The organism is Streptomyces sp. NPDC058308, from assembly GCF_042880275.1.
Lineage (GTDB): Bacteria > Actinomycetota > Actinomycetes > Streptomycetales > Streptomycetaceae > Streptomyces.
Genome location: NZ_JBHVZA010000002.1, coordinates 125831 through 152492, shown reverse-complemented (window position 1 = coordinate 152492; position 26662 = coordinate 125831). Strand labels below are relative to the sequence as shown.

Here is a 26662-nt window from a genome sequence, read left to right as displayed (position 1 = left end):
GTCTGTCGCCAAGTGGGCTACCCGTCGGTAGCATCCTGTCCATGGCAGAGATCCAGCAGGTTGAGGACAGCAAGCAGGCCGCTCGTGCCGAGCGGAAGGCGGCCAGGCTCGCCAAGGAGATCGGCACCTTCGCGCGGGCGCACGGCGGGGCCGAGGCGCAGGTCGCGTACATCGGGCAGGAGGGTGCCCGGATCGTCCTCGTCGGTGAGGACGGCGGCTGGGGCGACCTCGTCGCGCCCACCTGTGCCATCGCGCAGAGCGCCGTCGAGAAGGCCGGGGTCACCGTCCACGAGGAGTTCGCCGGGGACTTCGCGGCCAAGATGAAGACCGGCCCCTACGAGTGGAAGCGGATGGCCGGTATCCAGCTCGGCAGCCCGGGCAACGGCTGACGCCCCGCCGTACGTTCGGCGGAGACCGGCCGAAAGCAACACCTGACGCCCGGGTCACCCGTTAGGACCGTAGGAGCAAGGTCCACTCATCGGGAGTCCGGATGATCGAAACGCCGTCCCTGGTGGACCAGTACTGCCATGGCGTCCTCCGTACGGAGCTGGGCCTCGGCACCTTCGAGGCCCACCTCGGCCGGGGCGAGGGACCGCCCGCCCCCGGCACCACCTTCTTCGATACCCAGACCGGCTTCGCGGTGCGCCGCTGGTGTCCGCCGCTGCTCGGCCTGGAGCCGCACTGCCCGCCGGCCCGCTACCTCGCCCGGCGCCGCGAGCTCGGCGTCCTGGAGTCGGGGCGGCGCCTGCTGCGGGGCAGCGGCATCACCACGTACCTCGTCGACACGGGGCTGCCGGGGGACCTGACGGGGCCCGCCGAGATGGCCTGCACGGGCGACGCCGACGCCCGCGAGATCGTCCGCCTGGAATTACTCGCCGAACAGGTGGCCGACACCTCGGGCACCGCGGACGCGTTCCTCGCCAATCTCGCCGAGTCCGTGCACGCCGCCGCCGTGCACGCCGTCGCCTTCACCTCGGTCGCGGGGGTGCGCCATCCGCTCGCCCTCGCGCCGGAACCGCCGGGCCCCGGCGAGGTGCGGGGCGCGGTCGGGCGCTGGCTGGCCGGGCGGCAGGTGGGCGGGGCGCTCGCCGATCCCGTCCTGCTGCGGCACCTGCTGTGGATCGCCGTGGCCTCCGGCAGGCCGCTGCAGCTGCACGCGGGGGCCGGGGACCCGCAGACGTACCTGGGGGACTTCGCGCGGGCCACCGCGGGGCTCGGCACCGATCTGGTGCTGCTGCACGGCTATCCGTACCACCGCAGCGCCGCGCACCTGGCGGCCGTCTTCCCGCACGTGTACGCCGACCTCGGGCCCGCGCTCGTACGCACCGGAGCCCGCGCGGCCGCCGTGCTCGCCGAGATCCTCGAACTCGCGCCCTTCGGCAAGCTGCTGTTCTCCAGCGGCGCCCACGGGCTGCCCGAACTGCACGTCGTCGGCGCGCACCTGTTCCGGGAGGCGCTCGGGCGCGTGCTCGGCACCTGGGTCGCGGAGGGCGCCTGGTCGCTCACCGACGCGCAGCGCGTCGCGGGGCTGATCGCCGCGGGCAACGCCCGGCGGGTCTACGGGCTCGCGGCGGGCGCGCAGCGGTGAGGGCGGGCGGTTCCGGCCGCCCTCGGCCGCCCGGTCTCAGACGGCCGAGAGGCGGGAGTCGTCCGCCTGGGCGGGCACGTCCGCCGTGGTGAGCGGCCGCTCCCGCAGCGAGAGCAGCACCCGCACCACGGCGATCCACACCAGGCACGAGCCGAGCATGTGCAGGCCGACCAGGATCTCCGGCAGGTCCGTGAAGTACTGGACGTAACCGATCGCGCCCTGCGAGAGCAGGACCAGGAACAGCTGGCGGGTACGGGCCAGCGGGCCGGGCGGCGCGTCGACCGCCTTGAGCACGAACCACAGGGCGAACGCCAGCGTCACCACGATCCAGGCGAGGACGGCGTGCAGCTTGCTGACCGCCTCCCAGTCGAAGCCCATCCGCGGCACGTCGCTTGAGTCGCCCGCGTGCGGTCCCGAGCCGGTGACGACCGTGCCCACGGCGATCAGCAGAGCGGAGGCCGCGACGAGGACCCATACGAGCTGCACCACGGCCTTGCCGACGAGCGGGCGCGGCTCGCCGTCGCCCTCGCGGGTCCGCTGCCACATGGTGATGGCGACGGCGATCAGCGCGGAGGAGAGCAGGAAGTGCGCCGCGACCGTCCACGGGTTCAGGCCGACGAGGACCACGATGCCGCCGAGCACGGCGTTGCCCATCACCAGCCAGAACTGGGCCCAGCCGAGCCGGGTGAGGCTGCGCCGCACCGGCTTCTGCGAGCGGGCCGCGATGATCGCCCAGCCGACGGCCGCGCTCAGCACGTACGCCAGCATGCGGTTGCCGAACTCGATGGCGCCGTGGAAGCCCATCTCGCTCGTCGCGGTGAGGGACTGGTCCGTGCACTTGGGCCAGGTCGGGCAGCCGAGGCCGGAGCCGGTCAGCCGGACGGCGCCGCCCGTCACCACGATGAGCACCGTCATGACGACGGAGATCATGGCCGCCTGCTGGACGGTCCGCTGGGTGGGGGTCCAGCGCTCGGCGATGAAGGCGAGCGGGTTCCGCACGGCTGAAGCGATGTCGGCTCGGGTCACTTTTGGCACGCGCACCATCGTAGGGGGCCGCTTGTGCATGTCTTCACGAGGGGGACGAGTTGTCCCAGAGCGACCGGTGGATGCGGTCCGCCCGGCCCCGGAGTTCCGCCGCGTGGGCCGGGTCCGCGGCGCAGTCCGCGAGGAACGCGTACACCGCCACGAGCGAGGGGTGTTCCTCGCCCAGGCTGACGACGAAGATACGCTCCGCCGTGCGCAGCTCCTGCTCGGCGCGGGTCCGGTAGCCCGCGGCCCGCAGCACCGGGCCGAGCCGGCACAGAGCCTTCGCCCGGTAGTGGTGGTCGGGCCCGTACGCGGTGACGTAGATCCCCTCGGCCTCGCGGAGAGTGTCGATCGCCTTGCTGAGGTGCCCTTCGGCCCACTGCAGCGAGCCGAGCTTGTTGAGACAGGCGGCGTAGGTGTGGGCCTCGGTCGCCCGGCGCTCGCCGAGCAGGGTCAGGACGGGGCCGAGGAGTTCGTGCGCACGGGTGAGATGGGTCTGGGCCTGGGCGCGCAGGCCGCGCTTGCGCAGGGGGCTGCGGGCCTGCCGGGAGGCTGCCTTGCACTGCTGGCCCTTGCGGCGCTCCACGTCCGCCAGGAATTTGGCGACCTGCGCGGTCTCGAAGTCCTCCTCGCCGCGCTTGCTGCGGAAGACGGCGTGCGCGGCCGCCAGCTCGGCCTGGGCGGTGTCCAGGTCGCCGCGGTCCTGCGCGACGATGCCGACGTCGCGCCGGAGCATGGCGCGGAACACCACGTGCTCCTCGAGGCCGGTGGAGCCGCCGCTGCTGATCAGCTCGCCGGCCCGCCGGTAGCAGTCGAGCGCGGCGGTGAGCCGGCCCGCGTTGCGGTGGATCATGCCGGCCTCCTGCTCGGTGACCGCCCAGTCGCTCACCTCCCAGCCTGAACCCTGGTATTCGTAGATCCGCAGGGCGGCCTCCAGATAGCCGCCCGCCTCGCGGAAGCGGTTGCGCTCCCGCAGGATGCCGCCGAACTGACGGCAGCACTGCGCCCGTATCTGCTGGAAGGCGTCATCGTCCTTGTGGGCGTCGCACAGGGCGAGGGCCCTGCCGCAGGCCGCCTCCGCGGTGTCCAGGTGGGCGAGGAGGTAGTGCTGGCGGGCGATGGCCAGGTGGGCGGTCGCGAGGCTGTGCTCGGAGCCGGTGCCCAGGCCGCGCAATTCCACCTCGCGGGCGAAGAAGGCCAGGGCGCTCTTCCAGTCGCAGCGGTGGCTCTGATAGCTGCCCGCCCGGTGCAGCAGCCGCACGAGACCCTCCGGATCCAGGGCCGCGCCCAGTTCGCCGTCGTCGTCCTCGGCCCAGGCGGGTTCGGCGGTCACCGCGTCGACGTGCGGCATCAGCCGTTCACAGGCGAGGCGCGAGTCGAGCTGTTCGGGGGCGAGCGGGAAGGCGGCCTCGATCAGCCGGACCGCGGCCTGCGACCACTCCAGGCGCTCGTGGCCGGTGAGGCGGGAGCGGATGAAGATCTGTACGCGGGGATGGATTCCGTACGTCACCGGTTCCGTGCGGCCGTCGCCGTGGCGGGTCATCAGGGAGTGCTGGACGAGCTTGAGGACGAGCCGGGTGAAGGCGAGCTGGTCCTCCATCACCAGGCGCAGCCGGTCGGGCAGGACCGAGCGGTACCGGAAGAGCATGGTGCGGGGCACGTCCTCGGAGGCGAGGAAGGAGCAGAGCCGCAGCAGGTCCTCGGCGGCGGGCTGCTGGCGCCCGATCCGCTCGATCGCCAGCTCGAAGGTCTTGGCGTCGCTGTCGGCGGTCTGCTCGGAGAGCCGCTGCAGATAGTCCTCGAAGTCCTCGCTCTCGACGCTGATCTCGGCCTGCTCGATGTACGCGCCGGCCTGCTCCAGGGCGAGCGGCTGCCAGCCGAGGAGCCGGCCCAGCCGGGCGAGGCGCTCCTCGTCCGACGAGCCGGTCCTGAGCCGCAGGAATTCGAGGCCCTCGGCCGCGGCGTAGACGGTGAGTTCGACCGGGTCCGGGCACAGGCCGCTCCAGCCCTCGCGGTGCTGGGTGGTGATGAGCACCTTGCCGACCCCTTCGGGCGGCAGCAGGGGCTGCAGCCGCTCCAGGCGGTCGATGGGGCCTTCGCTGTTCGCCTCGGCGGCGTCGAGCTGGACGTTGTCGTAGACGAGAAGCCAGCCCGGGTGGTCGCGCAGCCAGCTCCACAGGCGGGAAAGGACCACGGTCTTGGACTCGTGGTAGGCGATGCCGATCAGGGCGGCGAGTTCGAGGAGGTCGCACAGGAGCCGGTCGGCGCTGGTGGCGTTGAGCCACCGGGTGAGGCTGTGCTCCTCGAGCTTGTCGTGTGCGTACACGGTGGCCAGCTGGGACTTTCCGATGCCGCCGGTGCCGTGCAGGACGCAGACGCGGCGGCCGTGGGCGCCCTTGCCGGGGCGCAGGATCCGCTCGATCCGGGCCATCTCGTCCTTGCGGCCCACGAAGTAGCGGGAGCGGAAGGGGAGGTTGTTCGGGGGAGAGGCGGCCGACGCGGTGTCCCCGGCGGTCCGCCCGTGCGCGGGGGTGGACATGACGACGAGGGAGACCATGCCCAGCACGATGAAGCCGACCAGGGCCCACATCACAGGGCCGGTCGTCCGGTCCTTCAGGAGAGCCACCAGGGCGACCGCCACCCCCGAAAGCGCGGTGGCGCCGGCGGCGAGCCGCTTCATGGTGACGGTGAGCCGCTTGCGCGTCAGGACGAACCGCTTGCGTGCACCGACGACTAAACCGGAAAGCAATACGGACATCAGTTCCCCCTGTCGGCCCCCACCCGCCCTTTGCGCAGGACAGTCCCATTCTCGGGGAAAACCCGCCCTCACCGGAATACGACCGCAAGGGGAAACCGGGGCTAGTCTGCGCTTCGCGGATTCGACGGCACGGAGGCGGCATGGATCTCGACGCGCAGGATCAACCCCCGGAAGCCGGGGTGCATATCGCGTTGGTCCACTGGTCATTTCCGCCCTGTGTGGGCGGGGTGGAATCCCACTTGTGGGACTATTCGCGGCTGTTGGCGCAGCGGGGCCATCGCGTCACCGTCCTCACCGGCACCCCCGACGCGCAGACGCCGGGCCAGCCGGGCGTGGAGGTGCTCACCCACCCGGCGCTCGATCTCGCCAGGCTGGAGCGCGACCCCGGCGACCTGCGCCGCCTCACCCGGTGGTTCGCCGAGGTCCTGGTGAAGCGCGGGGTACGCGTGGTGCACTGCCACAACCTGCACCACTTCAGCGGAGCCCCGGCCAAGGCCCTTCAGGCGCTGCGCGGGCCGCTCGGTCTGGTGCTCTGCCACACGTATCACAGCATCTGGGGCGCGCCGGGCAGCCGGGGATCCACGCTCACGGCGACGGAGTGGGACGGGCACTACGCGGTCTCGGAGTTCCTGCGCACCGCCTGCGCCGACGTGCTCGACGTGCGGGCGGACCGCACCTACCTGGGCATCGACACCGCTCCCTACACGTCGGTCGCGCCGCTCGACGGCGCACCGCGGCAGGGCACGGTCCTGCTGCCCGCGCGGCTCATCCCGGACAAGGGCGCGATGCTCGCGGTGGCCGCACTCGACCTGATCGTCAAGCGCCGCATGTGCGCATTCGCCCCCCGGCTCGTCCTCACGGACACCCGCCAGACGGTCGATTTTCACGGCGAGAAGATCGGCTTCCGGGAAAGTCTCGAAAAGGAGATCGAGAGGCGCGACCTGAAGCCGTACGTGGATTTCGTGGAGGCAGGCGTCGAGGAAATGCCCGGTCTCTACGCCGAGTCCACGGTCGTCGTCTACCCCTCGCTTTTCGCGGAGCCGATGGGGCTCGCCCCGCTGGAGGCCATGGCGGCGGCGCGGCCCGTGGTGGTGACGCGGATGGGCGGCCTCGGCGAGGGCGTCGACGCCGACGGAGCGATCGGCTACCTCGTGCCGGACGGGAACGAGGAACAGCTCGCAGCGCGGATCGCCGAACTGCTCGACGACCGCGAGACCGGGCGCCGGATGGGGCTGCGCGGACGGGACCACGTCAGGGACCACTTCGACCTGCGCGAGATCTACCTGGAGCGGATGCGCGCGGAGTACCGCACGCTGCTCTCGCGAGCGGACGGAGCGTCAGCCGACGGTGCCTGGACCGCCGCCCGCGCCGGTGTCTGAACCGGCGCCCGATCCCCCCTCCGCGGCGGTGTCGACCCGCCAGCCCCCGGGCAGCCCGGCCACCGCCGTCCGCCCGTCCCCGCCGACCCGTACCGAGAGGTCCGCGCCCGCGAGGCGCAGCCCCGACACGGTGAGCGGCCCGAGCAGCGCCGGATGGAGCGGACGCAGCGCGAGCCTGCGCCGTGCCGCGTCGGGACGCAGCCCAAGGAGTGCGGCGAGCACCGCGACACCGGACGCCGCAGACCAGCCCTGCGGGCGGCAGGCGGCCGGGTAGGCGAGCGGGGCGGGCGAGGTCTCGGTCCGCGCGTCGCCGCCGTACAGCTCCGGCATCCGGTACGAGAAGTGCACCGCGGCGTCCAGCAGGCCGTCGGCGAGCGCCGCGGCCTCGGCCTGGCGGCCCGACGCGCACAGGCCCTGCACGGCGATCGCCGTGTCGTGGGTCCACACCGAACCGCCGTGGTAGCTCAGCGGGTTGAAGCCGGGCACGGCGGCCGACCGGCTGCGCAGCCCCCAGCCGGAGTTCAGCTCGGGGGAGGCCAGCCAGGCGGCGACGTCGGCGCAGCCGTCCGCGTCGAGGATGCCGGTGGCGAGCAGCTGGCCCATGTTGGAGGCGGGGCCGGTGACCGGGTCGAGGTCCCGGCCGACCGCGATGGCCGCGTAGCGGGGAGCGGGGCCTTCCTTGCCGGTGATCCAGAAGGCGTCCGCGAAACGGTCGCGGAGGGCCGCGGCCCAGGCACGCAGCTCGCGGGCGCGCCAGGCGGCTCCGCGGGAGTCCAGGAGGGCGGCGAGGCCCGTCGCCGCCTCGTAGGCGTATCCCTGCACCTCGCAGAGGGCCAGCGGGGGTTCGACGCGGCGGCCCGCCGCGTCGCGCACCGCGTCGGCGGAGTCCTTCCACGACTGGTGGAGCAGCCCGCCGGGGCGCGGGTAGTAGCGCAGCAGCCCGTCCTTGTCCTTGCCGCAGACGGCGACGATCCAGTCCATCGCGCGCTCCGCGTACGGCAGGAGGCCGTCGACGTCGGCCGCGGGCAGGCCCCAGCGCCAGGCGTCGACGAGGAGCGAGACGAAGAGCGGGGTCGCGTCGACGGAGCCGTAGTAGTGGGAGGGGAGCAGCAGGCCGTGGCCGTGCTGCGACTGCCCGGGCCGCAGCTCGTGCAGGATGCGCCCCGGCGCCTCCTCGCGGAAGTCGTCGTGGACCGTGCCCTGGCGTCGGGCGAGGGTCCACAGCGTGCCGCGGGCCAGTTCGGTGCCGAGCGGCAGCAGCATGCGGGCCGACCAGATCGAGTCCCTGCCGAACAGCGTCAGGTACCAGGGGCAGCCGGCGGCGATGAACTGGTCGTCGTGGGGCGCCGACCGGCCGCCCGCGCCGTCCGCGAGGCGCAGCGCCCGCAGATCGGCGAGCCCCTGGCGGACCAGCGCGACCAGCCGCCGGTCGCCGTGGACCACCGGCTCCGACCAGGGCACGTGCGGGGAGGCGGCGACCGGGTGGCCCGGCGGGGCGGGGACGGCGCGGCCCGTGACGGCGAGCCGGATCAGCCAGGAGCCGCCCGGCGGCACGTCGACCCGGGACCAGGTGAAGGTGCCGCACGCCGGGCCCGCGGAGGTCCTGGCGCGCGCGGGGCACCCGGCGACGAGGATCCTGGCGCGGCCCGTGGGGGAGCACCAGGAGAGCGCCGCCGCGCCGGTCCGCGCGGCGGACGGCGGCACGGCCGGGCCGGTGAGCCCGTGCTTCACGTCGGCGATGTCGGCGAGGTCGGTGGCGGCGGCCAGCTCGACGCGCACGGTGTGGGTCAGGGTGCCGACGTTGCGCAGCAGGACCGTCTCGCCCTCACCGGCGGTGCGCACGCGCTCGACGATCAGCGTCGGGTCGTCCGTGCCGTCTCCCGGGTAGCGGTGCACGGCGGTGAAGCGGACCCGGTCGGGGCCGAGCGGCTGGACGCCGACGGGCTCCGGCTCCCGGCCGTCGATCAGCAGCACCAGGGTGTGCAGGAGCCGCCGGTCGTGGTCGTAGAAGCCGTCGGCCCGTGCGCCGCGGAGCTGGCCGTCACGGCCCGACGCGGTGAAGGCGGGGGCCGCGACGCAGATCACCACGTCGTGCAGCAGCGGCTGCAGGGCGAGGGCCCGGCGCGGTGCGGGTAATTCCGGGGTGTCGGCCACGGAACGGGAGTGCCCGCTGCGCCCTCACGTCATGCCGCCGTCACTCCCAGCGGAAGAACTTCGCCGCCGCGCCCAGCCCGAGCACCGCCCACACCGCGAGGATCCCGAGGTCCCCCCACGGCATGCCCGCACCGTGCTGCAGGACGTCGCGCAGCCCGTCGGAGAGGGCCGAGATGGGGAGCAGGCCGAGCACCGTCTGCGTCGCGTCGGGGAACTTGTCCAGGGGGACGATGACGCCGCCGCCCATGAGGAGGAGCAGGAAGACGAGGTTCGCGGCGGCGAGCGTCGCCTCGGCCTTGAGGGTGCCCGCCATCAGCAGGCCGAGGCCGGAGAACGCGGCCGTGCCGAGCACCAGGAGCAGGAGCACCGAGACGGGGTTGCCGTGCGGCGACCAGCCGAGGGCGAACGCGATGACCGTGAGCAGCACGATCTGCAGGACCTCGGTGACCAGGACCGAGAGGGTCTTGGCGGTCATCAGGCCCCAGCGCGGGAGCGGCGAGGCGCCGAGCCGCTTGAGCACGCCGTAGCGGCGCTCGAAGCCCGTCGCGATGGCCTGGCCGGTGAAGGCCGTCGACATCACGGCGAGCGCGAGGATGCCGGGCGCGAGGAAGTCGACCGCGTCGCCGTCGCCCGTGTCGACGATGTCGACCGCGCTGAAGAGGACGAGCAGGAGGGTCGGGATCACGACCGTCAGGAGCAGCTGCTCGCCGTTGCGCAGCAGCATCTTCGTTTCGAGCGCCGCCTGCGCGGCGATCATGCGGCGGAGCGGGGCGGCGCCCGGCTCCGGCGTGTAGGTCCCTGCGGCGCTCATCCGCGCAGCTCCTTGCCGGTGAGTTCCAAGTACACGTCTTCCAGGGTGTGGCGTTCGACCGAGATCTTCTCCGGCATGACGCCGTGCTGCGCGCACCACGAGGTGACGGTGGCCAGCAGCTGCGGGTCGACCGTGCCGCTGACCCGGTAGGAGCCGGGGGTCAGTTCGGCGGCGGCCGAGTCCGATGGCAGGGCCTTGAGCAGCGAGGCGACGTCCAGACCGGGGCGGCCGCTGAAGCGCAGGGTGTTCTCGGCGCCGCCGCGGCAGAGCTCGTCGGGGCTGCCCTGGGCGATGACCTTGCCCGCGTCGATGATCGCGACGTCGTCGGCGAGCTCCTCGGCCTCGTCCATGTGGTGCGTGGTGAGGATGACGCCGACGCCGTCGCGCCGCAGATCGCGTACGAGGTCCCAGGTGGCCCGGCGCGCCTGCGGGTCGAGGCCCGCGGTCGGCTCGTCGAGGAAGACCAGCTCGGGCCTGCCGACCACGGCCATGGCGAGCGCGAGGCGCTGCTGCTGGCCGCCGGAAAGCCGTCGGTAGGTGGTGCGGCCGCAGCTCTCCAGGCCGAGGCGCTCGATGAGCGCGGCCACGTCCAGGGGGCGTGCGTGCAGCTTGGCCACGTGGCGGAGCATCTCGTCGGCGCGGGCGCCGGAGTAGACGCCGCCGGACTGGAGCATCACGCCGATGCGGGGCCGCAGGGAGTCCGCCTCGCGCACCGGGTCGAGACCGAGGACGCGGACGGTACCGGAGTCCGGCTTCCGGTAGCCCTCGCAGGTCTCTATCGTGGTGGTCTTGCCCGCGCCGTTGGGGCCGAGGACGGCGGTGATGCCCGCCCCGGCCGTCAGGTCGAGACCGTCCACCGCGGTCTTGGTTCCGTACCGCTTGACCAGATTCCGGATCTGGACGACGGGCTCGTTTCGCATGGTGAGCCAGTCTAGGGACGCGGCCGGGGCCCCGGTCGGGCGGGGCGGCGGAGTTCCGCAGCCCCGCTACGTCCGCGGCCGGTTCCCGGCCGGCCACCGTTCGGCGTAGGCCACGGCGTCCGCCACGCGCGTACACAAAGGGCCGGTCGGAGGGGGTGTCGGCATGGTTTCCGGGTCTGCTGGGCGGGGTTCGGGGACGCCACCGGGTTGATCGATCGGTGATCGTTTCCGCAGGTCAGCTTAGGTATGCCTAAGTGATGTAGTGCACCAGGGGTCGCTCGGGACGCGGGTTGTCAGGCTCTGAGGAATTACGCAACAATGGCGTTGTGAAAAACGTTGGCGAGGCTCCGCAGGAGGAACTCGCGACCGGTGAGCGTTCGACGCGCAACCGGGTCGCGCGGTCCATCCTGGATCACGGCCCGTCCACCGTCGCCGACCTCGCGAAGCGCCTCGGCCTCACCCAGGCGGCCGTCCGCAGGCACCTCGACGCCCTCGCCCATGAGAACGTCGTCGAGCCCCGTGAGCAGCGCGTTTATGGAGCCCGGACCCGGGGCAGGCCCGCCAAGGTCTTCGCCCTGACCGACTGCGGGCGCGACGCCTTCGACCAGTCGTACGACAAGCTGGCCGCGGACGCGCTCCGGTGGATCACCGAGCACCACGGCGAGGGCGCGGTCGTCGAATTCGCCCGGGCGAGGTTCGCCGCCCAGGCCGAGACGTACCGCAAGGCGATGGCCGCCGCGCCCGCCGAACAGCGCACCGAGGCTCTCGCGAAGGCATTGACCGCCGACGGGTACGCTGCTACGGCGCGTAGCGCACCGGTCGGCGAGCAGCTCTGTCAGCACCACTGCCCTGTCGCCCATGTCGCCGAGCAGTACCCGCAGCTGTGCGAGGCGGAGACGGAGATCTTCTCCGCGCTGCTCGGCACGCATGTGCAGCGCCTCGCCACGATCGCGCACGGAGACGGCGTCTGTACGACGTTCATCCCGCGCAGTGGCAGCGGCGGCGACAGCACCACACGGACCACCACATCAGCATCAGCAAGCACGGCCGGGAGGAACCCCGCATGACTCTCCCCACGGAGACTGCCCACCCTGAGCTCGAGGGTCTGGGCAACTACGAATACGGCTGGGCCGACTCCGACGCGGCGGGTGCCTCTGCCAAGCGCGGCATCAGCGAGGACGTCGTCCGGGACATCTCGGCCAAGAAGTCCGAGCCTGAGTGGATGACGAAGCTGCGCCTGAAGGGTCTGCGCCTCTTCGACAAGAAGCCCATGCCGAACTGGGGCTCGGACCTCTCCGGCATCGACTTCGACAACATCAAGTACTTCGTGCGCTCCACGGAGAAGCAGGCGGAGTCCTGGGAGGACCTGCCCGAGGACATCAAGAACACGTACGACAAGCTCGGCATCCCCGAGGCGGAGAAGCAGCGCCTGGTCGCCGGTGTCGCCGCGCAGTACGAGTCCGAGGTCGTCTACCACCAGATCCGCGAGGACCTGGAGGAGCAGGGCGTCATCTTCCTGGACACCGACACGGCGCTGAAGGAGCACCCGGAGCTCTTCAAGGAGTACTTCGGGACCGTCATCCCCGTCGGTGACAACAAGTTCGCCTCGCTGAACAGCGCCGTCTGGTCCGGTGGCTCGTTCATCTACGTCCCCAAGGGCGTGCAGGTCGAGATCCCGCTCCAGGCCTACTTCCGCATCAACACGGAGAACATGGGCCAGTTCGAGCGGACCCTGATCATCGTCGACGAGGGTGCCTACGTGCACTACGTCGAGGGCTGCACCGCGCCGATCTACAAGTCGGACTCGCTGCACTCCGCCGTCGTCGAGATCATCGTGAAGAAGGGCGGCCGCTGCCGCTACACGACGATCCAGAACTGGTCGAACAACGTCTACAACCTGGTCACCAAGCGCGCCGTGGCGTACGAGGGCGCGACCATGGAGTGGATCGACGGCAACATCGGCTCCAAGGTGACGATGAAGTACCCCGCCGTCTACCTCATGGGCGAGCACGCCAAGGGCGAGACCCTGTCCATCGCCTTCGCGGGCGAGGGCCAGCACCAGGACGCCGGCTCCAAGATGGTCCACATGGCGCCGAACACGTCCTCCAACATCGTCTCCAAGTCGGTGGCGCGCGGCGGTGGCCGTACGTCGTACCGCGGTCTCGTCGAGATCGGCGAGGGCGCTCACGGCTCGAAGTCGAACGTGCTCTGCGACGCGCTGCTCGTCGACACGATCTCCCGCTCGGACACCTACCCCTACGTCGACGTCCGCGAGGACGACGTCTCCATGGGGCACGAGGCCACCGTCTCCAAGGTCTCCGACGACCAGCTCTTCTACCTGATGAGCCGCGGGATGACGGAGTTCGAGGCCATGGCGATGATCGTGCGCGGCTTCGTCGAGCCGATCGCCAAGGAGCTGCCCATGGAGTACGCCCTGGAGCTGAACCGGCTGATCGAGCTGCAGATGGAGGGTTCGGTCGGTTAATTCCGGCGACCATCCTCCGCAGCGACTGACTTCTTACGCAGAGAGAGAGCACGACGACAGCCATGGCTGAGGCTCAGAACTCCCCCAAGTCCTCGACTTCGCTCGGGCAGGGGGGACCCCCACCGCTCGGGTCGACGACCGCCGGATCCATCGCGGTGGCCGCCGAGTCCACCGTAGCCACGCGCATGAGCGCTCCCCCGTCCTACGACGTGGACAGCTTCCCGGTGCCGCACGGCCGCGAGGAGGAGTGGCGGTTCACGCCGCTGGAGCGCCTGCGCGGGCTGCACGACGGCAACGCGGTCGCCGATGGCGGCATCCGCGTCGAGGTGAGCGCCCCCGAGGGTGTCATCCAGGAGACCGTCGGCCGGGACGACGCGCGCGTCGGCAAGGCGGGCAAGCCCGTCGACCGCGTCGCCGCCCAGGCCTACTCGTCCTTCGAGAAGGCCTCGGTCGTGACCGTCCCCAAGGAGACGGTCCTGACCGAGCCGATCCGCATCGCCGTGCACGGCGAGGGCGGCACCGCCTTCGCGCACCAGGTCATCGAGCTGGGTGCGTTCGCCGAGGCCCTGGTCGTCATCGACCACACCGGTGACGCCGTGCTCGCCGCCAACGTCGACTTCGTCGTCGGCGACGGCGCCAAGCTCACCGTCGTCTCCGTCCAGGACTGGGACGACAAGGCGGTGCACGTCGCCCAGCACAACGCGCTGATCGGCCGTGACGCCTCCTTCAAGTCCGTCGTCGTCACCTTCGGCGGCGACCTGGTCCGCCTCCACCCGCGCGTCACCTACGCGGGCACCGGCGGCGAGGCCGAGCTCTTCGGCCTGTACATCACCGACGCGGGCCAGCACCAGGAGCACCGCCTCCTGGTCGACCACAACACCCCGCACTGCAAGTCCAACGTCGTCTACAAGGGCGCGCTCCAGGGCGACGACGCCCACGCGGTGTGGATCGGCGACGTCCTCATCGAGGCCGCCGCCGAGGGCACGGACACGTACGAGATGAACCGCAACCTCGTGCTGACCGACGGCGCCCGCGTGGACTCGGTCCCGAACCTGGAGATCGAGACCGGCGAGATCGTCGGCGCGGGCCACGCCTCGGCGACCGGCCGCTTCGACGACGAGCAGCTCTTCTACCTGCAGTCGCGCGGTATCTCGGAGGAGGACGCGCGGCGCTTGGTCGTCCGCGGCTTCTTCGCCGAGCTGGTCCAGCAGATCGGTCTGCCGGACGTCGAGGAGCGCCTCCTCGCGAAGATCGAAGAGGAGCTGGAGGCGACGGTCGCATGAGCCTCGACCAAGCCCGCTTCCTTCGGGCCTGCGGACTGAGCGAGCTGGAGGAGGACACCCCCAAGCGGGTGGAACTCGACGGCACGCCCGTCTCGGTCGTCCACACCGAGGGCGAGGTGTACGCGATCCACGACATCTGCTCGCACGCGAACGTCTCCCTCTCCGAGGGCGAGGTGGAGGACTGCCAGATCGAGTGCTGGCTGCACGGCTCCAGCTTCGACCTGCGCACCGGCAAGCCCTCCGGCCTGCCCGCGACGCGCCCCGTACCCGTATACCCCGTAAAGATCGAAGGGGGCGATGTACTCGTTGACGTGCACGCCTCCCCTTCCCAGGAGTCCTGAGGCACCCATGGCAACGCTTGAAATCAAGGACCTGCACGTCACCGTCGAGGCCGACAACTCCACCAAGGAGATCCTCAAGGGCGTCGACCTGACCGTGAAGCAGGGCGAGACCCACGCCATCATGGGCCCGAACGGCTCCGGCAAGTCGACGCTCGCCTACTCCATCGCGGGTCACCCCAAGTACACGATCACGCAGGGCACCGTGACCCTCGACGGCGAGGACGTCCTGGAGATGTCCGTCGACGAGCGTGCCCGCGCCGGCATGTTCCTCGCCATGCAGTACCCGGTCGAGGTCCCCGGCGTCTCGGTCTCCAACTTCCTGCGCACGTCGGCGACGGCGATCCGCGGCGAGGCCCCCAAGCTGCGCACCTGGGTGAAGGAGGTCAAGTCCGCGATGGAGCAGCTCCAGATGGACCCGGCCTTCGCCGAGCGCAACGTGAACGAGGGCTTCTCCGGCGGTGAGAAGAAGCGCCACGAGATCCTCCAGATGGAGCTCCTCAAGCCGAAGATCGCGATCCTCGACGAGACGGACTCCGGCCTCGACGTCGACGCGCTGCGCCAGGTCTCCGACGGCGTCAACCGCGTCCGCGAGACGGGTGAGGTCGGCACGCTGCTGATCACCCACTACACGCGCATCCTGCGCTACATCAAGCCCGACTTCGTGCACGTCTTCGCGAACGGCCGCATCGCCGAGTCCGGCGGCGCCGAGCTCGCCGACAAGCTCGAGGCCGAGGGCTACGAGGCCTACACGAAGGGTGGCGCATCCGCGTGACAGTGGCCCACCAGGGGCTTTCCGGCCTCCTCGACACCGAGGCGATCCGCAAGGACTTCCCGATCCTGGATCGCACGATCCACGACGGCAAGAAGCTCGTGTACCTGGACAACGCGGCCACCTCGCAGACACCGCGCCAGGTCCTCGACGTACTGAACGAGTACTACGAGCAGCACAACGCCAACGTTCACCGCGGCGTGCACGTCCTCGCCGAGGAGGCCACGGCGCTGTACGAAGGCGCCCGTGACAAGGTCGCGGCGTTCATCAACGCGCCCAGCCGCGACGAGGTGATCTTCACCAAGAACGCCTCGGAGTCGCTGAACCTCGTGGCCAACATGCTCGGCTGGGCCGATGAGCCCTACCGCGTGGACCACGAGACCGAGATCGTCATCACGGAGATGGAGCACCACTCCAACATCGTTCCGTGGCAGCTGCTCTCGCAGCGCACCGGCGCGAAGCTGAAGTGGTTCGGCCTCACCGACGACGGCCGCCTCGACCTGTCCAACATCGACGAGATCATCACCGAGAAGACGAAGATCGTCTCCTTCGTGCTTGTCTCCAACATCCTGGGCACGCACAACCCGGTCGAGGCGATCGTGCGCCGCGCCCAGGAGGTCGGCGCGCTCGTCCTGATCGACGCCTCGCAGGCCGCTCCGCACATGCCGCTCGACGTGCAGGCGCTGCAGGCCGACTTCGTGGCCTTCACCGGCCACAAGATGTGCGGCCCGACGGGCATCGGCGTTCTGTGGGGACGCCAGGAGCTCCTGGAGGACCTCCCGCCCTTCCTCGGCGGCGGCGAGATGATCGAGACCGTGTCGATGAACTCGTCGACGTACGCTCCCGCGCCGCACAAGTTCGAGGCGGGCACGCCCCCGGTCTCCCAGGCCGTGGGCCTGGGCGCGGCCGTGGACTACCTGTCCGCCATCGGCATGGACAAGATCGCCGCGCACGAGCACGCGATCACCGAGTACGCGGTCAAGCGTCTCCTCGAGGTCCCGGACCTGCGCATCATCGGCCCGACGACGGCCGAGGAGCGCGGCGCCGCGATCTCCTTCGTGCTCGGCGACATCCACCCGCACGACGTGGGCCAGGTGCTCGACGAGGAAGGCATCGCGGTCCGGGTCGGCCACCACTGCGCGCGCCCCGTCTGCCTGCGCTACGGAATTCCTGCGACCACGCGAGCGTCGTTCTATCTGTACTCCACGCCCGGCGAGATCGACGCGCTCGTCGACGGTCTGGAGCACGTACGGAACTTCTTCGGCTGAGGGGCTGACCGGGAACGTGAAGCTGGATTCGATGTACCAGGAAGTCATCCTGGACCACTACAAGCACCCGCACGGGCGTGGTCTGCGCGATGGCGACGCCGAGGTGCACCACGTCAACCCGACGTGTGGCGACGAGATCACGCTGCGCGTGAAGTACGACGGGTCGACGATCGCCGACGTGTCGTACGAGGGGCAGGGCTGCTCCATCAGCCAGGCCAGCGCGTCCGTCCTGAACGACCTCCTGGTCGGCAAGGAGCTCGCCGAGGCGCGGAAGATCCAGGAAGTCTTCCTGGAACTGATGCAGTCCAAGGGCAAGCTGGAGCCGGACGACGCGATGGAGGAGGTCCTTGAGGACGCGGTCGCGTTCGCCGGCGTCTCCAAGTACCCGGCGCGCGTGAAGTGCGCCCTGCTGAGCTGGATGGCCTGGAAGGACGCGACGGCCCAGGCACTGGGCGAGACCGACGGGGCCGCTGAAAGGAAGACGGCATGAGCGAGAACGAGACACTCACGACGAAGCCCGCTTCGGAGGAAGAGGTCCGCGAGGCGCTGTACGACGTCGTCGACCCCGAGCTGGGCATCGACGTCGTCAACCTCGGCCTGATCTACGGCGTGCACATCGACGACGCCAACATCGCCACGATCGACATGACGCTGACGTCCGCGGCCTGCCCGCTGACCGACGTCATCGAGGACCAGGCGAAGTCGGCGACGGAGGGCATCGTCAACGAACTGCGGATCAACTGGGTCTGGATGCCGCCGTGGGGCCCGGACAAGATCACGGACGACGGGCGCGAGCAGCTGCGGGCGCTGGGGTTCAACGTCTGACCGACGTCTGACGGCACCGCCGCTCGCGAAGCCCCCCGGAGAATCTCCGGGGGGCTTCGTCGTGCTCGCTCGTGCTTCCTGCGTACGGGCGTACACATCGATATGTACACTCGTACGCATGGGGTACACACTGCTGGCCGCGGCGATCGCGGCGGAGGTGGCCGGGACCACGGCCATGAAGTACAGCGAGGGGTTCAGCAAGCTGTGGCCCTCGCTCATCACCGTCGTGGGCTATCTGCTCGCGTTCACGCTGCTCGCGCAGACCCTGAAGACCCTCTCCGTAGGCACCGCCTACGCGATCTGGGCCGGCATCGGCACCGCGGCCGTGGCCGCCATCGGCATGATCTTCCTGGGGGAGTCGGCCAACCTGGTCAAGGTCGCGGGCATCGCGCTCGTCATCGCGGGTGTCGTCGTGCTCAACCTGGGAGGGGCCCACTGATGGCCCGCCGTTACGACCCCGAGCGCCGCCAGCGGATCATCGACGCCGCGATCCGCGTCGTCGGGGCGAAGGGGATCGGCGGGCTCAGTCACCGCTCGGTCGCCGCCGAGGCGGACGTGCCGCTCGGCTCGACGACGTACCACTTCAAGACGCTCGACGAGCTCCTGACGGCCGCCCTGCGGCAGAGCAACGAGGGCTTCGCGAAGGTGATGGCCGCCAGCGATGTGTTCGAGGACGCGGCGGCCGGTCCCGCGGACCTGGCCCGCGGGCTCGCCCGGGTCCTGGGCGAGTGGTTCGCGGGGGAGCGGTCCGGGGTCGAGCTGGAGTACGAGCTCTATCTCGCCGCCCTGCGCAGGCCCGCGCTGCGGCCCGTGGCCGCCGAATGGTGCGCGGGTCTCACCGACGTCCTCGAACTGCGCACCGACCCGGTCACCGCGCGCGCCCTCGTCGCCCTGATGGACGGGATCAGCCTGCAAGTGCTGCTCACGGGCGGCGAGTACGACGAGGAGTATGCGCGGGAAGTGCTCGGCCGGCTGCTGGTGTCGGACGCCCCGCCGAATGGACCTCGTTAAGAAATCCCGCTGAACCCCGCTGAACCCCGCTGTGCAAACAAGGGCATTGCATATGGCGAGTACCCGCTGGTAGCGTCCCGACTGCATTGACCAAGCAATTGCGGGAAGTTGGGGGATCGATCCGTGAGCATGCGCAACAAGGGGATTTCCGTCGTGATTGCCTGCGCCTTGACCGGGGTGGCGGGTAATACGGCGTTCGCGGCTGCGGCGCACGACGAGGGGAATGCGGTGGCCGCGCCGTCGGCGACGGACCGCCAGGCTCTGGGCGCGGATGAGATCTGTGCCGTCCTGGGGATCGGCAGTGGGGCGGCGGGCCTTGCCAAGGCGCTGGCCAAGGGGGCATCGTGGGTAGGGATCGGCGCCAGCGTCGGGTGCTACGCGTACACGAAGGCGAAGCAGGCGACGCCTGCGCAGAAGCGCGCGGCCATGATCAAGTCGTACAAGAAGTACCAGGCCATGAGTGACATCAAGAAGCTTGATGCACTCGGCTATTACTGCCGGAAGCAAGGCGGTGGCGGCGGTGGCGGAACCGATGTCGCCCCGGTCAATACGACGGTAGGGGTGATGGCGGGATGGCGGACCATCAAAATGAAGGGCGTCAAGTACTCGTGCACCGCGAGCAGGGACTGACGGGGCGTACGCGCTGATGGGGCGCCGCGGTCCGGGATATGGGGAGCGTTTTCTGCTTTCCCTCGCATTGCTCGCAGTGAGTTTGCTGTGGATGACGCAGGAAATGGCGCAATGGGCGACTGTACTGTGCGCCGTCGGTGCGGCGGGTGGAGCAGTGGGAATGCTCTGCTTCGGCCGCCTCCATATGCGGGCACGCGGACATTCGCCGCGCGAACACGAACATTCGCGCTGAAGGGCGTCTGGATCCCTTCGCGGTGAGGGGCATCTGGATCTTTTCGCGGTGAGGGGCGTCCGCCTCCCCCGGCGTCCCGCACCGGCTGAGCGTGTGCCGGTGCGGGACGCCGGGGCTTTGCGTAAACCCGGTTCGCGGCCGCCGACGCGGGCTCTCCGCCGCAGGTGGCCCGGACGGCCGCCGCGGGCGGCCCGGACGCTGAGACCGGTTCGCCCGCGCGCGGCACCTCCGGTTAGGTTTCACCCATGACCGACACGAACGCTTCCCGCACCACCGGCGCCGTCGCCGCAGGCCTCGCCACCGTCACCGCCGACGGCACCGTCCTCGACACCTGGTTCCCCGCGCCCGAGCTCACCGCCGAGCCCGGCCCCGCCGGCAGCGAGCGGCTGACCGCCGAGCGCGCCGTGGAACTGCTCGGCGAGGGCGCCGCGAAGGCCATCGGTCCGGACGCCCGCCGTGGCGTGGAGATCATCGCCGTACGTACGGTCATCGCGTCCCTCGACGACAAGCCGCTGGACGCCCACGACGTCTACCTGCGCCTGCACCTGCTCAGCCACCGCCTGGTCAAGCCGCACGGCGTGAACCTTGACGGCCAGTTCGCCTTCCTCGCCAACGTCGCCTGGACCTCGCTCGGCCCGGTCGCCGTGGACGACGTCGAGAAGGTGCGGCTCAACGCCCGCGCCGAGGGCCTGCACCTCGCGGTGACCTCCGTCGACAAGTTCCCGCGCATGACGGACTACGTCACGCCGAAGGGCGTCCGTATCGCCGACGCCGACCGGGTGCGCCTCGGCGCGCACCTCGCCGAGGGCACCACGGTCATGCACGAGGGCTTCGTGAACTTCAACGCGGGCACGCTCGGCACCTCCATGGTCGAGGGCCGCATCTCCGCCGGTGTCGTCGTCGGCGACGGCTCGGACATCGGTGGCGGCGCCTCCACGATGGGCACGCTCTCCGGCGGCGGCAACGTCCGCATCGTCATCGGCGAGCGCTGCCTGATCGGCGCCGAGGCGGGCGTCGGCATCGCGCTGGGCGACGAGTGCGTCGTCGAGGCCGGTCTGTACGTCACCGCGGGCACCCGCGTGACCATGCCCGACGGACAGATCGTCAAGGCCCGCGAGCTCTCCGGCGCCTCGAACATCCTCTTCCGCCGCAACTCGGTCACCGGCGCCGTCGAGGCCCGCCCGAACAACGCGGTGTGGGGCGGCCTGAACGACGTACTGCACAGCCACAACTGAGGCCCGTGAGGTCCACGGGTCCGCAGCGGGTCCCACAGGGGGAGCGACATGAACAGAACGGGTGCACGGGCCCTGGCCCTCGGCGCCGTCGCGGTGCTCGGCCTGGTCGCCGGGTGCGGACAGAGCGTGGGGCAGCCCCGGGACGACGTCCGCGGCGCGGCGCAGGTGGTGAGCCGGGCGACGACCGGTGACCACAGCCATCGGCTGGGCAGGAGCGACATCCCGTGGAGCGGCAGCCCGAGCCCGTTCAACGCGTCGGTCGAGCTCGCCGACAAGCGTCGCGTGGCCATGTACTACCTGCGGGGCAAGGGCCTCTACGTGCAGGACTACAGCCCCCGAGCCAAGGGGTGGTCCAAGCCGGCCGTCGTGTACAGGACCAAGACCGACGCCTGCCAGGGCATCACCCTCAAGGCCAAGGACGGCACCGTCGCGGCCTTCGGTGACTTCGGTCCGTACTGCGCGGACGGCGAGCCGCCGACCGAGTCGGTCGCCGCGGTCGCCGTCGGACCGCTGACGAAGTGGGCGTGGCACCTCAGGAAGAACTTCGACGGCTGGGAGAAGATCGCCGTCGCCCCCGGAGGCAAGAAGGTCACCTTCAGCAGGGGTGACGAGACGCTGCGCTGGACCAGGGCGGCGGGCTTCCCTGCCGGAGCCTGAGACGCCCGCTCGACACGCGAAAGGAGCGGCCGCCCCACGTGGGGCGGCCGCTCCTTTCGCGTGTCACGGATTTTCCGCGCACGGATTTTCCGCGCACACAGGCATAGCGGGAGGCACCCGGACCCGTCCACATCCATGCGGGAGGGCAACAGGCCCACCAGGGAGCGAAGGTGACGATGGATGCCCATGAGCAGGAAAGTTTCCGGGAGTTCGTGGAGACCAGATCGTCGGCGCTGCTGAAGACCGCCGTACTGCTCAGCGGGGGCGACCGGCACGCGGGCGAGGACCTGCTGCAGACCGCGCTCGTCAAGGCGGCGGGGCGGTGGCAGCGCATCGACGAGCCGGAGGCGTACGTCCGCCGGATCCTGTACCGGCAGCAGGTCAGCAGGTGGCGGCTGAAGTGGCCGCGACGCGAACTGGCCGTCGCCGAACCGCCGGAACGTGCCGCGTCGGGGGACGGCACGTCCGCGGCGGAGCTGCGCATCGTGATGCGCGGGGCCCTCGCCAAGCTCACCGCCCGGCAGCGGACCGTGCTCGTGCTGCGCTACTTCGAGGACCTGCCGGAGGCGGAGGTGGCCGCCGTCCTCGGCTGCTCCGTCGGCACCGTGCGCAGCACCACGCACCGTTCCCTCGCCCGGCTGCGGGGCCTCGCGCCCGAGCTCGCGCACCTCGACCGCCATGACACCGCCGAGCGGCCCGCGTCCGCCGACTTCTCACCTCTGGAGGTACGACCGTGAACGTGGCAGATCTGGTGCGCGACGCGTTGCGCGAACAGGCGGACCAAGGGGCGCCCATGCCGGGGGACTTCGCCGACCGCGTGCTCGCCGCGCGCAAGCGGCGCAGGAGCCGGGCGGTCGTGGGCACCTCGCTCGTCGCGGCGACGGCCGCCGTCGTCGCGGTGGCGGTGCCGGTCCTCGGACACGACTCCGGGAGTCAGGAGCCGCGCCCGGCAAGCGAGCTTCAGGGCGACGACGTCGTCGCGCATCCCGGCCAGACGCCGCCTCGGGAGTTGATCGCCGCCGGTGACACGGCCCTCGCCGCGTACAGCACGAGCAAGAGGGTCGAGGAGCCCGACGGTGACGCCGTCATCACCCGCACCTACCGGCTCCTCGACCAGCGGACCGGCACCTACCGCGCGGCCCCCCGCTGGTCCTGGCTCGACATCGCGCCCGGCATGCGGACCGCCGCCGTCCTGGAACGCGGCCTGCCGACCCGGCGGATCGGCCTGCTGAACCTGATCACCGGCGAGGTCGAGCGCTGGATCCCGGTGGACCACGGGGTCGGTGGCGTCGAGTTCTCGCCCGACGGCAGGAAGCTCGTCGCGACGACGTACGCGGACGACCCCGACCGGCTAGACAAGGACCGGCCGATCAACGACGGCAAGCACGAGGAGCCGGGGCCGGCCGATCCGACCAGGACCGGCTTCTACGTCCTCGACGTGGCCTCCGGCAAAGGCAGTTGGAGCGAGGTGAAGACCGTGAAGACCAAGCCCGGCGGATGGGGGATGTCGGACATCAACACCCGGCAGGACTTCGACTTCAGCCAGGACGGCTCGCTGGTCCACTCGGGCCGCATCCGCGAACCGAGCGAGCAGTACTACGACTTCGCGGGGCGGAAGAAGAGTGCGCCCGCGCGGGAGAGGCACCTGTCCTGGGTCGTCGAGGCCCGGCTCTCCCCGGACGGGAAGCTCGCCGCCGGTGACTTCGCGGGCAGCGGCGGGACCACCGCCACCGAGGTCCTCGACCCTCTCACCGGCAAGCGGGTCGCCAAGCTGCCCGGCCAGCAGCTCCTCGCCTGGGCCGACGACAAGCGGCTCATCGCCTGGGACATCGCGCCCGGCACGAGCGAGTACCGCAGTCGACTCGTCCTCGTCACCGTCGGGAGCAAGAAGACCGTCCCGCTCAGCGGCTACCGCTCGTCGAAGGCCGACGGCGTCGGACGCTGGACGCCGGTCTTCGCCCGGCGCTGATCACCGCACCGCGGCCCGCGCCTCCTCGTACACGGCCAGCAGCCCGTCGGTCGTCGCGCGGCCGGCGGGCAGCAGCGGTGCCCGGACCGGGCCCGCGGGCAGGCCCGCCGCGCCGAGCACGGTCTTCGCCGTGACCGCGCCGGGCAGGCCCGACGCCATCATCGCCTCGATCAGCGGGGTGGCGGCCAGCTGCAGCCGCCGCGCGCGCTCCGTGTCACCGGCGTCGAACGCGTCGAAGACCGCCCGCGGCAGGCCGGGCAGCGCGTTGGCCACCGTGCTGACGCAGCCGGCGCCGCCCACCGCGTACAGCGCGAGATTGAACTCGTCGCAGCCCGCGTAATACGCCAACTCCGTCTCGTTCATTGCCTTCTGACTGCCGAGCAGGTCGTACGCGCAGTCCTTCACGCCGACGATCCGCGGGTGGTCCGCGAGCCGCAGCACCGTCTGTGTCGCGATGCGCGTGCCGGTGCGGCCCGGGATGTCGTAGAGCAGGACCGGGAGCCCGCAGGCGTCGGTGACCGTGCGGAAGTGCGCCTCGACGGCGTCCTGCGGCGGCAGGCTGTAGTACGGCGTGAGGACCAACAGGCCGTCGGCGCCCGCCTTCTCGGCCTCCCGCGCCAGCTCGACGGCGTGCCGGGTGTCGTTGCTGGCGACGCCCGCGACGACGGACGCGCGGTCGCCGACCGCGTCGGCCACGGCCCGGACGAGCGCCGCCTTCTCGTCGTCGGAGGTGGTCGGCGACTCACCGGTCGTGCCGGACAGGACGAGTCCGTCGCAGCCCCCGGACACCAGGTGGTCGGCGAGGCGCTGGGCGCCGTCGAGGTCGAGAAGGCCCTCGGCGGTGAAGGGAGTGATCATCGCGCAGAGGGCGCGACCGAGGGGTGCTGCGGCTCGGGAGGTCATGAGTGCAGTCTCGGGACACCGTCGCTGAAGCTCCACTTAATTCTTCTACGAGGTAATGGACAGAAGAGCTACGCGATGGGGCAGGCACTAGTGCCAACTCGCCCCCGTGTGGGCCACTATGGCGGAACAGTCGGCCCCAGGAGGCGTCATGAAGCTCGGCAAGGCACTCTCCACCGGCATCGCCGAAGAGCGGCCCTCGCGGCACGAGGCGCGGCACGAGGAGCGGTACGAGGTGCAGTGCGAGGAACAGTACGAGGAGCGGCTCGCGGAGTCCGAAAAGGCCGTGCCCGCACCCGATACGGAACAGCGCGAGCAGGCCGTGCGGGAAGGGCCGGTCGAGGCCACGGCAGCCCGATGAGGCTGCGGCTCCCGGAGGAACGCCCGACGGAGCCGCCCACCGGATACAAGATCGCCCGCCCGGTGCTGTCCCACGACGGCACCCGGGCCGGCTTCACCGGCGTCTCCCTCGGCGCGGCCCTGCCGTACGGCGTGCTCGACGAGGCGAGCTGCGGCTACGGCAGACGGCACCGCGCCCCGCACCGCCGCTGCGACTGCGGCTTCCACTGCGTCCATGACCGCGCCACCGCCGAGGCTCTGCTGTGCACCGCCGAGCACCGCGGGGCGGCCGTCCTCGAAGTGACGGTGCTCGGCGCGTACATCCGCTTCGAACGCGGCTTCCGGTACGCGAGGCAGCGGGTGCGCGGCGCGACCCTGCCGCCCTGCCCGTGCGGCGCCACGGCCCCGCTGCTCGCCGACGCCGGCCGTGGCGTGCCCGGCTGGCGGGTGGTCGAGGCGGCGTGCGGGCGGTGCCGGGGCGGGCGACAGGCGCTGTCCGTCGCGGAGTTCGCCCGGCTCGCGGGGGAGGGGCTGCGGGTGGACGCGGCCGCGCCGCCCCCGACCGGGAGCGCCCCGGCCGGACTCGGCGTGCCCGAGCTGGTGGCCGAGGCGGCGCTCCTGCAGGCACGACTGGACTGGTTCCAAGCGGAATTGGCGCGGTTCACCGGGGATCAGCGGGGATAGCGCGGCCCTGCCCGGGTACCCGGGCCTCCCAGAAGGAGGGAGGCGAAACTGTGACCGGGACCATGGGTGAGCAGCCCACGCACGACCGTGCGCAGCACTCGGTGGGAGAGCTCGTCGAGCAGGCCACCGCGCAGATTTCGGAACTCGTACGACAGGAAATGCGGCTCGCCGCCCAGGAGATGACCGAGAAGGGCAAACGGGCGGGGCGCGGCGGAGGACTCCTCGGAGCGGCTGGCGCGGTCTCGTACGTCGGCCTCATGGCGCTGTCGGCCACGGCGGCCGCGGCCCTCTCCCTGGCGATGCCCGTATGGGCCGCCGCGCTGATCGTCACCGGCGTGCTCTTCGTCGTGGCGGCGGTACTCGCGGTGGTGGGCCGCGGCCAACTGGCCCGCGCGGTACCGCCCGTGCCGCAGGAGGCGATGAACAGCGTCAAGGCGGACGTCGAAGAGATCAAGGGAAGGGCGCACCGATGACGAATACGCCGAAGGACTCCGAGAACACGGGCGTGAAGGGGCCGGACGAACTGCGCCGGCAGATCGAGGACACCCGCGGGCGCCTCGGCGAGACCGTCGAGGAACTGGCGGTGAAAGCGGACGTGAAGGCCCGCGCCCGGCACCGGGCGGCAGTGGTCAAGGACCAGGTACAAGGGACGGCGGCACAGGTGAAGGACAAGGTGACGGAACAGGCGGCGCGCGCGAAGGGCAAGGCGGCGGACGAGGCGGAGCACGCGAAGAGCGTGACGGCCGAGGGCGCGGCGCGCGCCAAGGGCAAGGCGGCCGAAGGCGCGGCCCTGGTCAAGGACAAGGCGGCACAGGGCGCCGAGCGGGCCAAGGGAGCCGTGCTCGACGGCAAGGCACGCGCGGAACAGCACCGCGCCGTGGTGCAGGCCGAGGAGAAGGTGGCCGAGGCCGCGCGCCGGGTGCAGGGCGGCACGCCCGAGCCCGTGCGGGCCGCCGCGAGCGGCGTCGTACGGACCGGCGGGCGCCACCCGAGGGCCTTCCTCGCGGCGGGAGCGGGCGTCCTGATCGCCTACGCGGCGCTGCGCCGTCGCAGGCGGGCGGGCCGCCGATGAGCGGGGTCCGGCTGCTCTACAAGCCGCTCGGCATGGCCTTCGGCATGGTGGGCGGCCTGGCCGCGAGCGCGCTGTTCCAGCGCACCTGGAAGGCGGTGGCGGGCGAGGACGACGCCCCGGACGCGCACGACGAGGACCGTGCCTGGGGCGAGATCCTCGCCGCCGCGGCGCTGCAGGGCGCGATCTTCGCCGTGGTCAAGGCCGCCGTGGACCGCGGCGGCGCGGTCGGCGTGCGGCGCCTGACCGGCCGCTGGCCGGGCTGACGTCCGCGACCGGCCGTTCGTCCGCGATCGACCGTTCGTCCGCGACCGTCTGGCATGATCGAC

The 26662-nt window shown here is 71.4% G+C and carries 29 protein-coding genes; 23 read left to right on the top strand and 6 right to left on the bottom strand.

Annotated features, from left to right (window positions below):
- Positions 1 to 41: 41 nt before the first annotated feature.
- The gene (locus ACFVYL_RS03295) at positions 42 to 389 is read left to right on the top strand and encodes a hypothetical protein (protein WP_389712596.1); all 348 of its coding nucleotides are present in this window, start codon (positions 42 to 44) and stop codon (positions 387 to 389) included.
- 101 nt (positions 390 to 490) lie between these two features.
- Positions 491 to 1588, top strand: coding sequence for an amidohydrolase family protein (locus ACFVYL_RS03290; protein ID WP_389712595.1), 1098 nt, complete (start codon positions 491 to 493; stop codon positions 1586 to 1588).
- Between the two features lie 36 nt (positions 1589 to 1624).
- On the opposite strand, the gene ACFVYL_RS03285 is transcribed toward ACFVYL_RS03290, so the two are convergent.
- Together ACFVYL_RS03285 and ACFVYL_RS03280 are read right to left on the bottom strand one after the other, a co-directional pair.
- Entirely contained in the window at positions 1625 to 2653 is a 1029-nt protein-coding gene (locus tag ACFVYL_RS03285; RefSeq protein ID WP_389712594.1) for a heme A synthase, read from the bottom strand.
- A gap of 4 nt (positions 2654 to 2657) precedes the next feature.
- Entirely contained in the window at positions 2658 to 5372 is a 2715-nt protein-coding gene (locus ACFVYL_RS03280) for a hypothetical protein (RefSeq protein ID WP_389712593.1), read from the bottom strand.
- A gap of 140 nt (positions 5373 to 5512) precedes the next feature.
- Here ACFVYL_RS03280 and ACFVYL_RS03275 point away from each other — a divergent pair, with 140 nt between their 5' ends.
- Positions 5513 to 6751, top strand: a complete 1239-nt coding sequence (locus tag ACFVYL_RS03275) for a glycosyltransferase family 4 protein (RefSeq protein WP_389712592.1) — start codon at positions 5513 to 5515, stop codon at positions 6749 to 6751.
- Here ACFVYL_RS03275 and ACFVYL_RS03270 read toward each other — a convergent pair.
- From ACFVYL_RS03270 to ACFVYL_RS03260, 3 genes are read right to left on the bottom strand one after another with little or no spacing between them, the layout of a single operon-like run.
- Positions 6710 to 8905, bottom strand: coding sequence for a glycogen debranching N-terminal domain-containing protein (locus tag ACFVYL_RS03270; RefSeq protein ID WP_389712591.1), 2196 nt, complete (start codon positions 8903 to 8905; stop codon positions 6710 to 6712). The genes ACFVYL_RS03275 and ACFVYL_RS03270 overlap by 42 nt on opposite strands.
- 40 nt (positions 8906 to 8945) lie before the next feature.
- The gene (locus tag ACFVYL_RS03265; RefSeq protein ID WP_389712590.1) at positions 8946 to 9716 is read right to left on the bottom strand and encodes an ABC transporter permease; all 771 of its coding nucleotides are present in this window, start codon (positions 9714 to 9716) and stop codon (positions 8946 to 8948) included.
- Entirely contained in the window at positions 9713 to 10636 is a 924-nt protein-coding gene (locus ACFVYL_RS03260; protein WP_389712589.1) for an ABC transporter ATP-binding protein, read from the bottom strand. The genes ACFVYL_RS03265 and ACFVYL_RS03260 overlap by 4 nt, the downstream gene beginning before the upstream one ends.
- 326 nt (positions 10637 to 10962) lie before the next feature.
- Between ACFVYL_RS03260 and ACFVYL_RS03255 the strand changes: the two genes are divergently transcribed.
- The 15 genes from ACFVYL_RS03255 (at position 10963) to ACFVYL_RS03185 (ending at position 23341) form a co-directional block, all read left to right on the top strand.
- A complete protein-coding gene (locus tag ACFVYL_RS03255) occupies positions 10963 to 11703 on the top strand; it encodes a helix-turn-helix transcriptional regulator (RefSeq protein WP_389712588.1) in 741 nt (246 codons plus the stop codon).
- The gene (gene sufB / locus ACFVYL_RS03250) at positions 11700 to 13121 is read left to right on the top strand and encodes a Fe-S cluster assembly protein SufB (RefSeq protein WP_389712587.1); all 1422 of its coding nucleotides are present in this window, start codon (positions 11700 to 11702) and stop codon (positions 13119 to 13121) included. Before ACFVYL_RS03255 ends, sufB begins: the two co-directional genes overlap by 4 nt.
- Before the next feature lie 62 nt (positions 13122 to 13183).
- Positions 13184 to 14404 (top strand): Fe-S cluster assembly protein SufD, encoded by a 1221-nt coding sequence (gene sufD, locus ACFVYL_RS03245; RefSeq protein ID WP_389712586.1) that lies wholly within the window; start codon positions 13184 to 13186, stop codon positions 14402 to 14404.
- The gene (locus ACFVYL_RS03240; protein ID WP_389712585.1) at positions 14401 to 14745 is read left to right on the top strand and encodes a bifunctional 3-phenylpropionate/cinnamic acid dioxygenase ferredoxin subunit; all 345 of its coding nucleotides are present in this window, start codon (positions 14401 to 14403) and stop codon (positions 14743 to 14745) included. The genes sufD and ACFVYL_RS03240 overlap by 4 nt, the downstream gene beginning before the upstream one ends.
- Positions 14746 to 14752: 7 nt before the next feature.
- Positions 14753 to 15517, top strand: a complete 765-nt coding sequence (sufC, locus tag ACFVYL_RS03235; RefSeq protein WP_030784213.1) for a Fe-S cluster assembly ATPase SufC — start codon at positions 14753 to 14755, stop codon at positions 15515 to 15517.
- Positions 15514 to 16782, top strand: a complete 1269-nt coding sequence (locus tag ACFVYL_RS03230) for a cysteine desulfurase (RefSeq protein WP_389712584.1) — start codon at positions 15514 to 15516, stop codon at positions 16780 to 16782. The genes sufC and ACFVYL_RS03230 overlap by 4 nt, the downstream gene beginning before the upstream one ends.
- 16 nt (positions 16783 to 16798) lie before the next feature.
- The gene (gene sufU, locus ACFVYL_RS03225) at positions 16799 to 17272 is read left to right on the top strand and encodes a Fe-S cluster assembly sulfur transfer protein SufU (protein WP_389712583.1); all 474 of its coding nucleotides are present in this window, start codon (positions 16799 to 16801) and stop codon (positions 17270 to 17272) included.
- Positions 17269 to 17607: a metal-sulfur cluster assembly factor gene (locus ACFVYL_RS03220; protein WP_030358830.1), complete on the top strand. Its 339-nt coding sequence runs from the start codon at positions 17269 to 17271 to the stop codon at positions 17605 to 17607. Before sufU ends, ACFVYL_RS03220 begins: the two co-directional genes overlap by 4 nt.
- A gap of 118 nt (positions 17608 to 17725) precedes the next feature.
- The gene (locus ACFVYL_RS03215) at positions 17726 to 18046 is read left to right on the top strand and encodes a DMT family transporter (protein WP_389712582.1); all 321 of its coding nucleotides are present in this window, start codon (positions 17726 to 17728) and stop codon (positions 18044 to 18046) included.
- Positions 18046 to 18618 carry a TetR/AcrR family transcriptional regulator gene (locus ACFVYL_RS03210; protein ID WP_389712581.1) on the top strand — a complete coding sequence of 191 codons (573 nt, stop codon included), beginning with the start codon at positions 18046 to 18048 and terminating at the stop codon, positions 18616 to 18618. Before ACFVYL_RS03215 ends, ACFVYL_RS03210 begins: the two co-directional genes overlap by 1 nt.
- Before the next feature lie 129 nt (positions 18619 to 18747).
- Positions 18748 to 19248, top strand: coding sequence for a hypothetical protein (locus tag ACFVYL_RS03205; protein WP_389712990.1), 501 nt, complete (start codon positions 18748 to 18750; stop codon positions 19246 to 19248).
- A gap of 477 nt (positions 19249 to 19725) precedes the next feature.
- Positions 19726 to 20715 carry a 2,3,4,5-tetrahydropyridine-2,6-dicarboxylate N-succinyltransferase gene (gene dapD, locus ACFVYL_RS03200; protein ID WP_389712580.1) on the top strand — a complete coding sequence of 330 codons (990 nt, stop codon included), beginning with the start codon at positions 19726 to 19728 and terminating at the stop codon, positions 20713 to 20715.
- Positions 20716 to 20763: 48 nt separating this feature from the next.
- Positions 20764 to 21372, top strand: a complete 609-nt coding sequence (locus ACFVYL_RS03195) for a hypothetical protein (protein ID WP_389712579.1) — start codon at positions 20764 to 20766, stop codon at positions 21370 to 21372.
- 176 nt (positions 21373 to 21548) lie between these two features.
- Positions 21549 to 22109 (top strand): SigE family RNA polymerase sigma factor, encoded by a 561-nt coding sequence (locus ACFVYL_RS03190; RefSeq protein ID WP_389712578.1) that lies wholly within the window; start codon positions 21549 to 21551, stop codon positions 22107 to 22109.
- On the top strand, positions 22106 to 23341 hold the full coding sequence (locus ACFVYL_RS03185) for a WD40 repeat domain-containing protein (protein WP_389712577.1): 1236 nt from the start codon (positions 22106 to 22108) through the stop codon (positions 23339 to 23341). The genes ACFVYL_RS03190 and ACFVYL_RS03185 overlap by 4 nt, the downstream gene beginning before the upstream one ends.
- Here ACFVYL_RS03185 and dapA read toward each other — a convergent pair whose 3' ends face one another.
- On the bottom strand, positions 23342 to 24244 hold the full coding sequence (gene dapA / locus ACFVYL_RS03180) for a 4-hydroxy-tetrahydrodipicolinate synthase (RefSeq protein WP_389712576.1): 903 nt from the start codon (positions 24242 to 24244) through the stop codon (positions 23342 to 23344).
- 148 nt (positions 24245 to 24392) lie between these two features.
- On the opposite strand from dapA, the gene ACFVYL_RS03175 reads away from it, so the two are divergent.
- The 5 genes from ACFVYL_RS03175 to ACFVYL_RS03155 are packed head-to-tail and all read left to right on the top strand — an operon-like array spanning position 24393 to position 26599.
- Entirely contained in the window at positions 24393 to 24602 is a 210-nt protein-coding gene (locus ACFVYL_RS03175; protein ID WP_389712575.1) for a hypothetical protein, read from the top strand.
- Positions 24599 to 25264: a hypothetical protein gene (locus tag ACFVYL_RS03170; protein ID WP_389712574.1), complete on the top strand. Its 666-nt coding sequence runs from the start codon at positions 24599 to 24601 to the stop codon at positions 25262 to 25264. Before ACFVYL_RS03175 ends, ACFVYL_RS03170 begins: the two co-directional genes overlap by 4 nt.
- 50 nt (positions 25265 to 25314) lie before the next feature.
- Positions 25315 to 25737 (top strand): phage holin family protein, encoded by a 423-nt coding sequence (locus tag ACFVYL_RS03165; RefSeq protein WP_389712573.1) that lies wholly within the window; start codon positions 25315 to 25317, stop codon positions 25735 to 25737.
- A complete protein-coding gene (locus tag ACFVYL_RS03160) occupies positions 25734 to 26336 on the top strand; it encodes a DUF3618 domain-containing protein (RefSeq protein ID WP_389712572.1) in 603 nt (200 codons plus the stop codon). The genes ACFVYL_RS03165 and ACFVYL_RS03160 overlap by 4 nt, the downstream gene beginning before the upstream one ends.
- On the top strand, positions 26333 to 26599 hold the full coding sequence (locus ACFVYL_RS03155) for a DUF4235 domain-containing protein (RefSeq protein WP_389712571.1): 267 nt from the start codon (positions 26333 to 26335) through the stop codon (positions 26597 to 26599). Before ACFVYL_RS03160 ends, ACFVYL_RS03155 begins: the two co-directional genes overlap by 4 nt.
- The last annotated feature ends 63 nt before the right edge of the window (positions 26600 to 26662 follow it).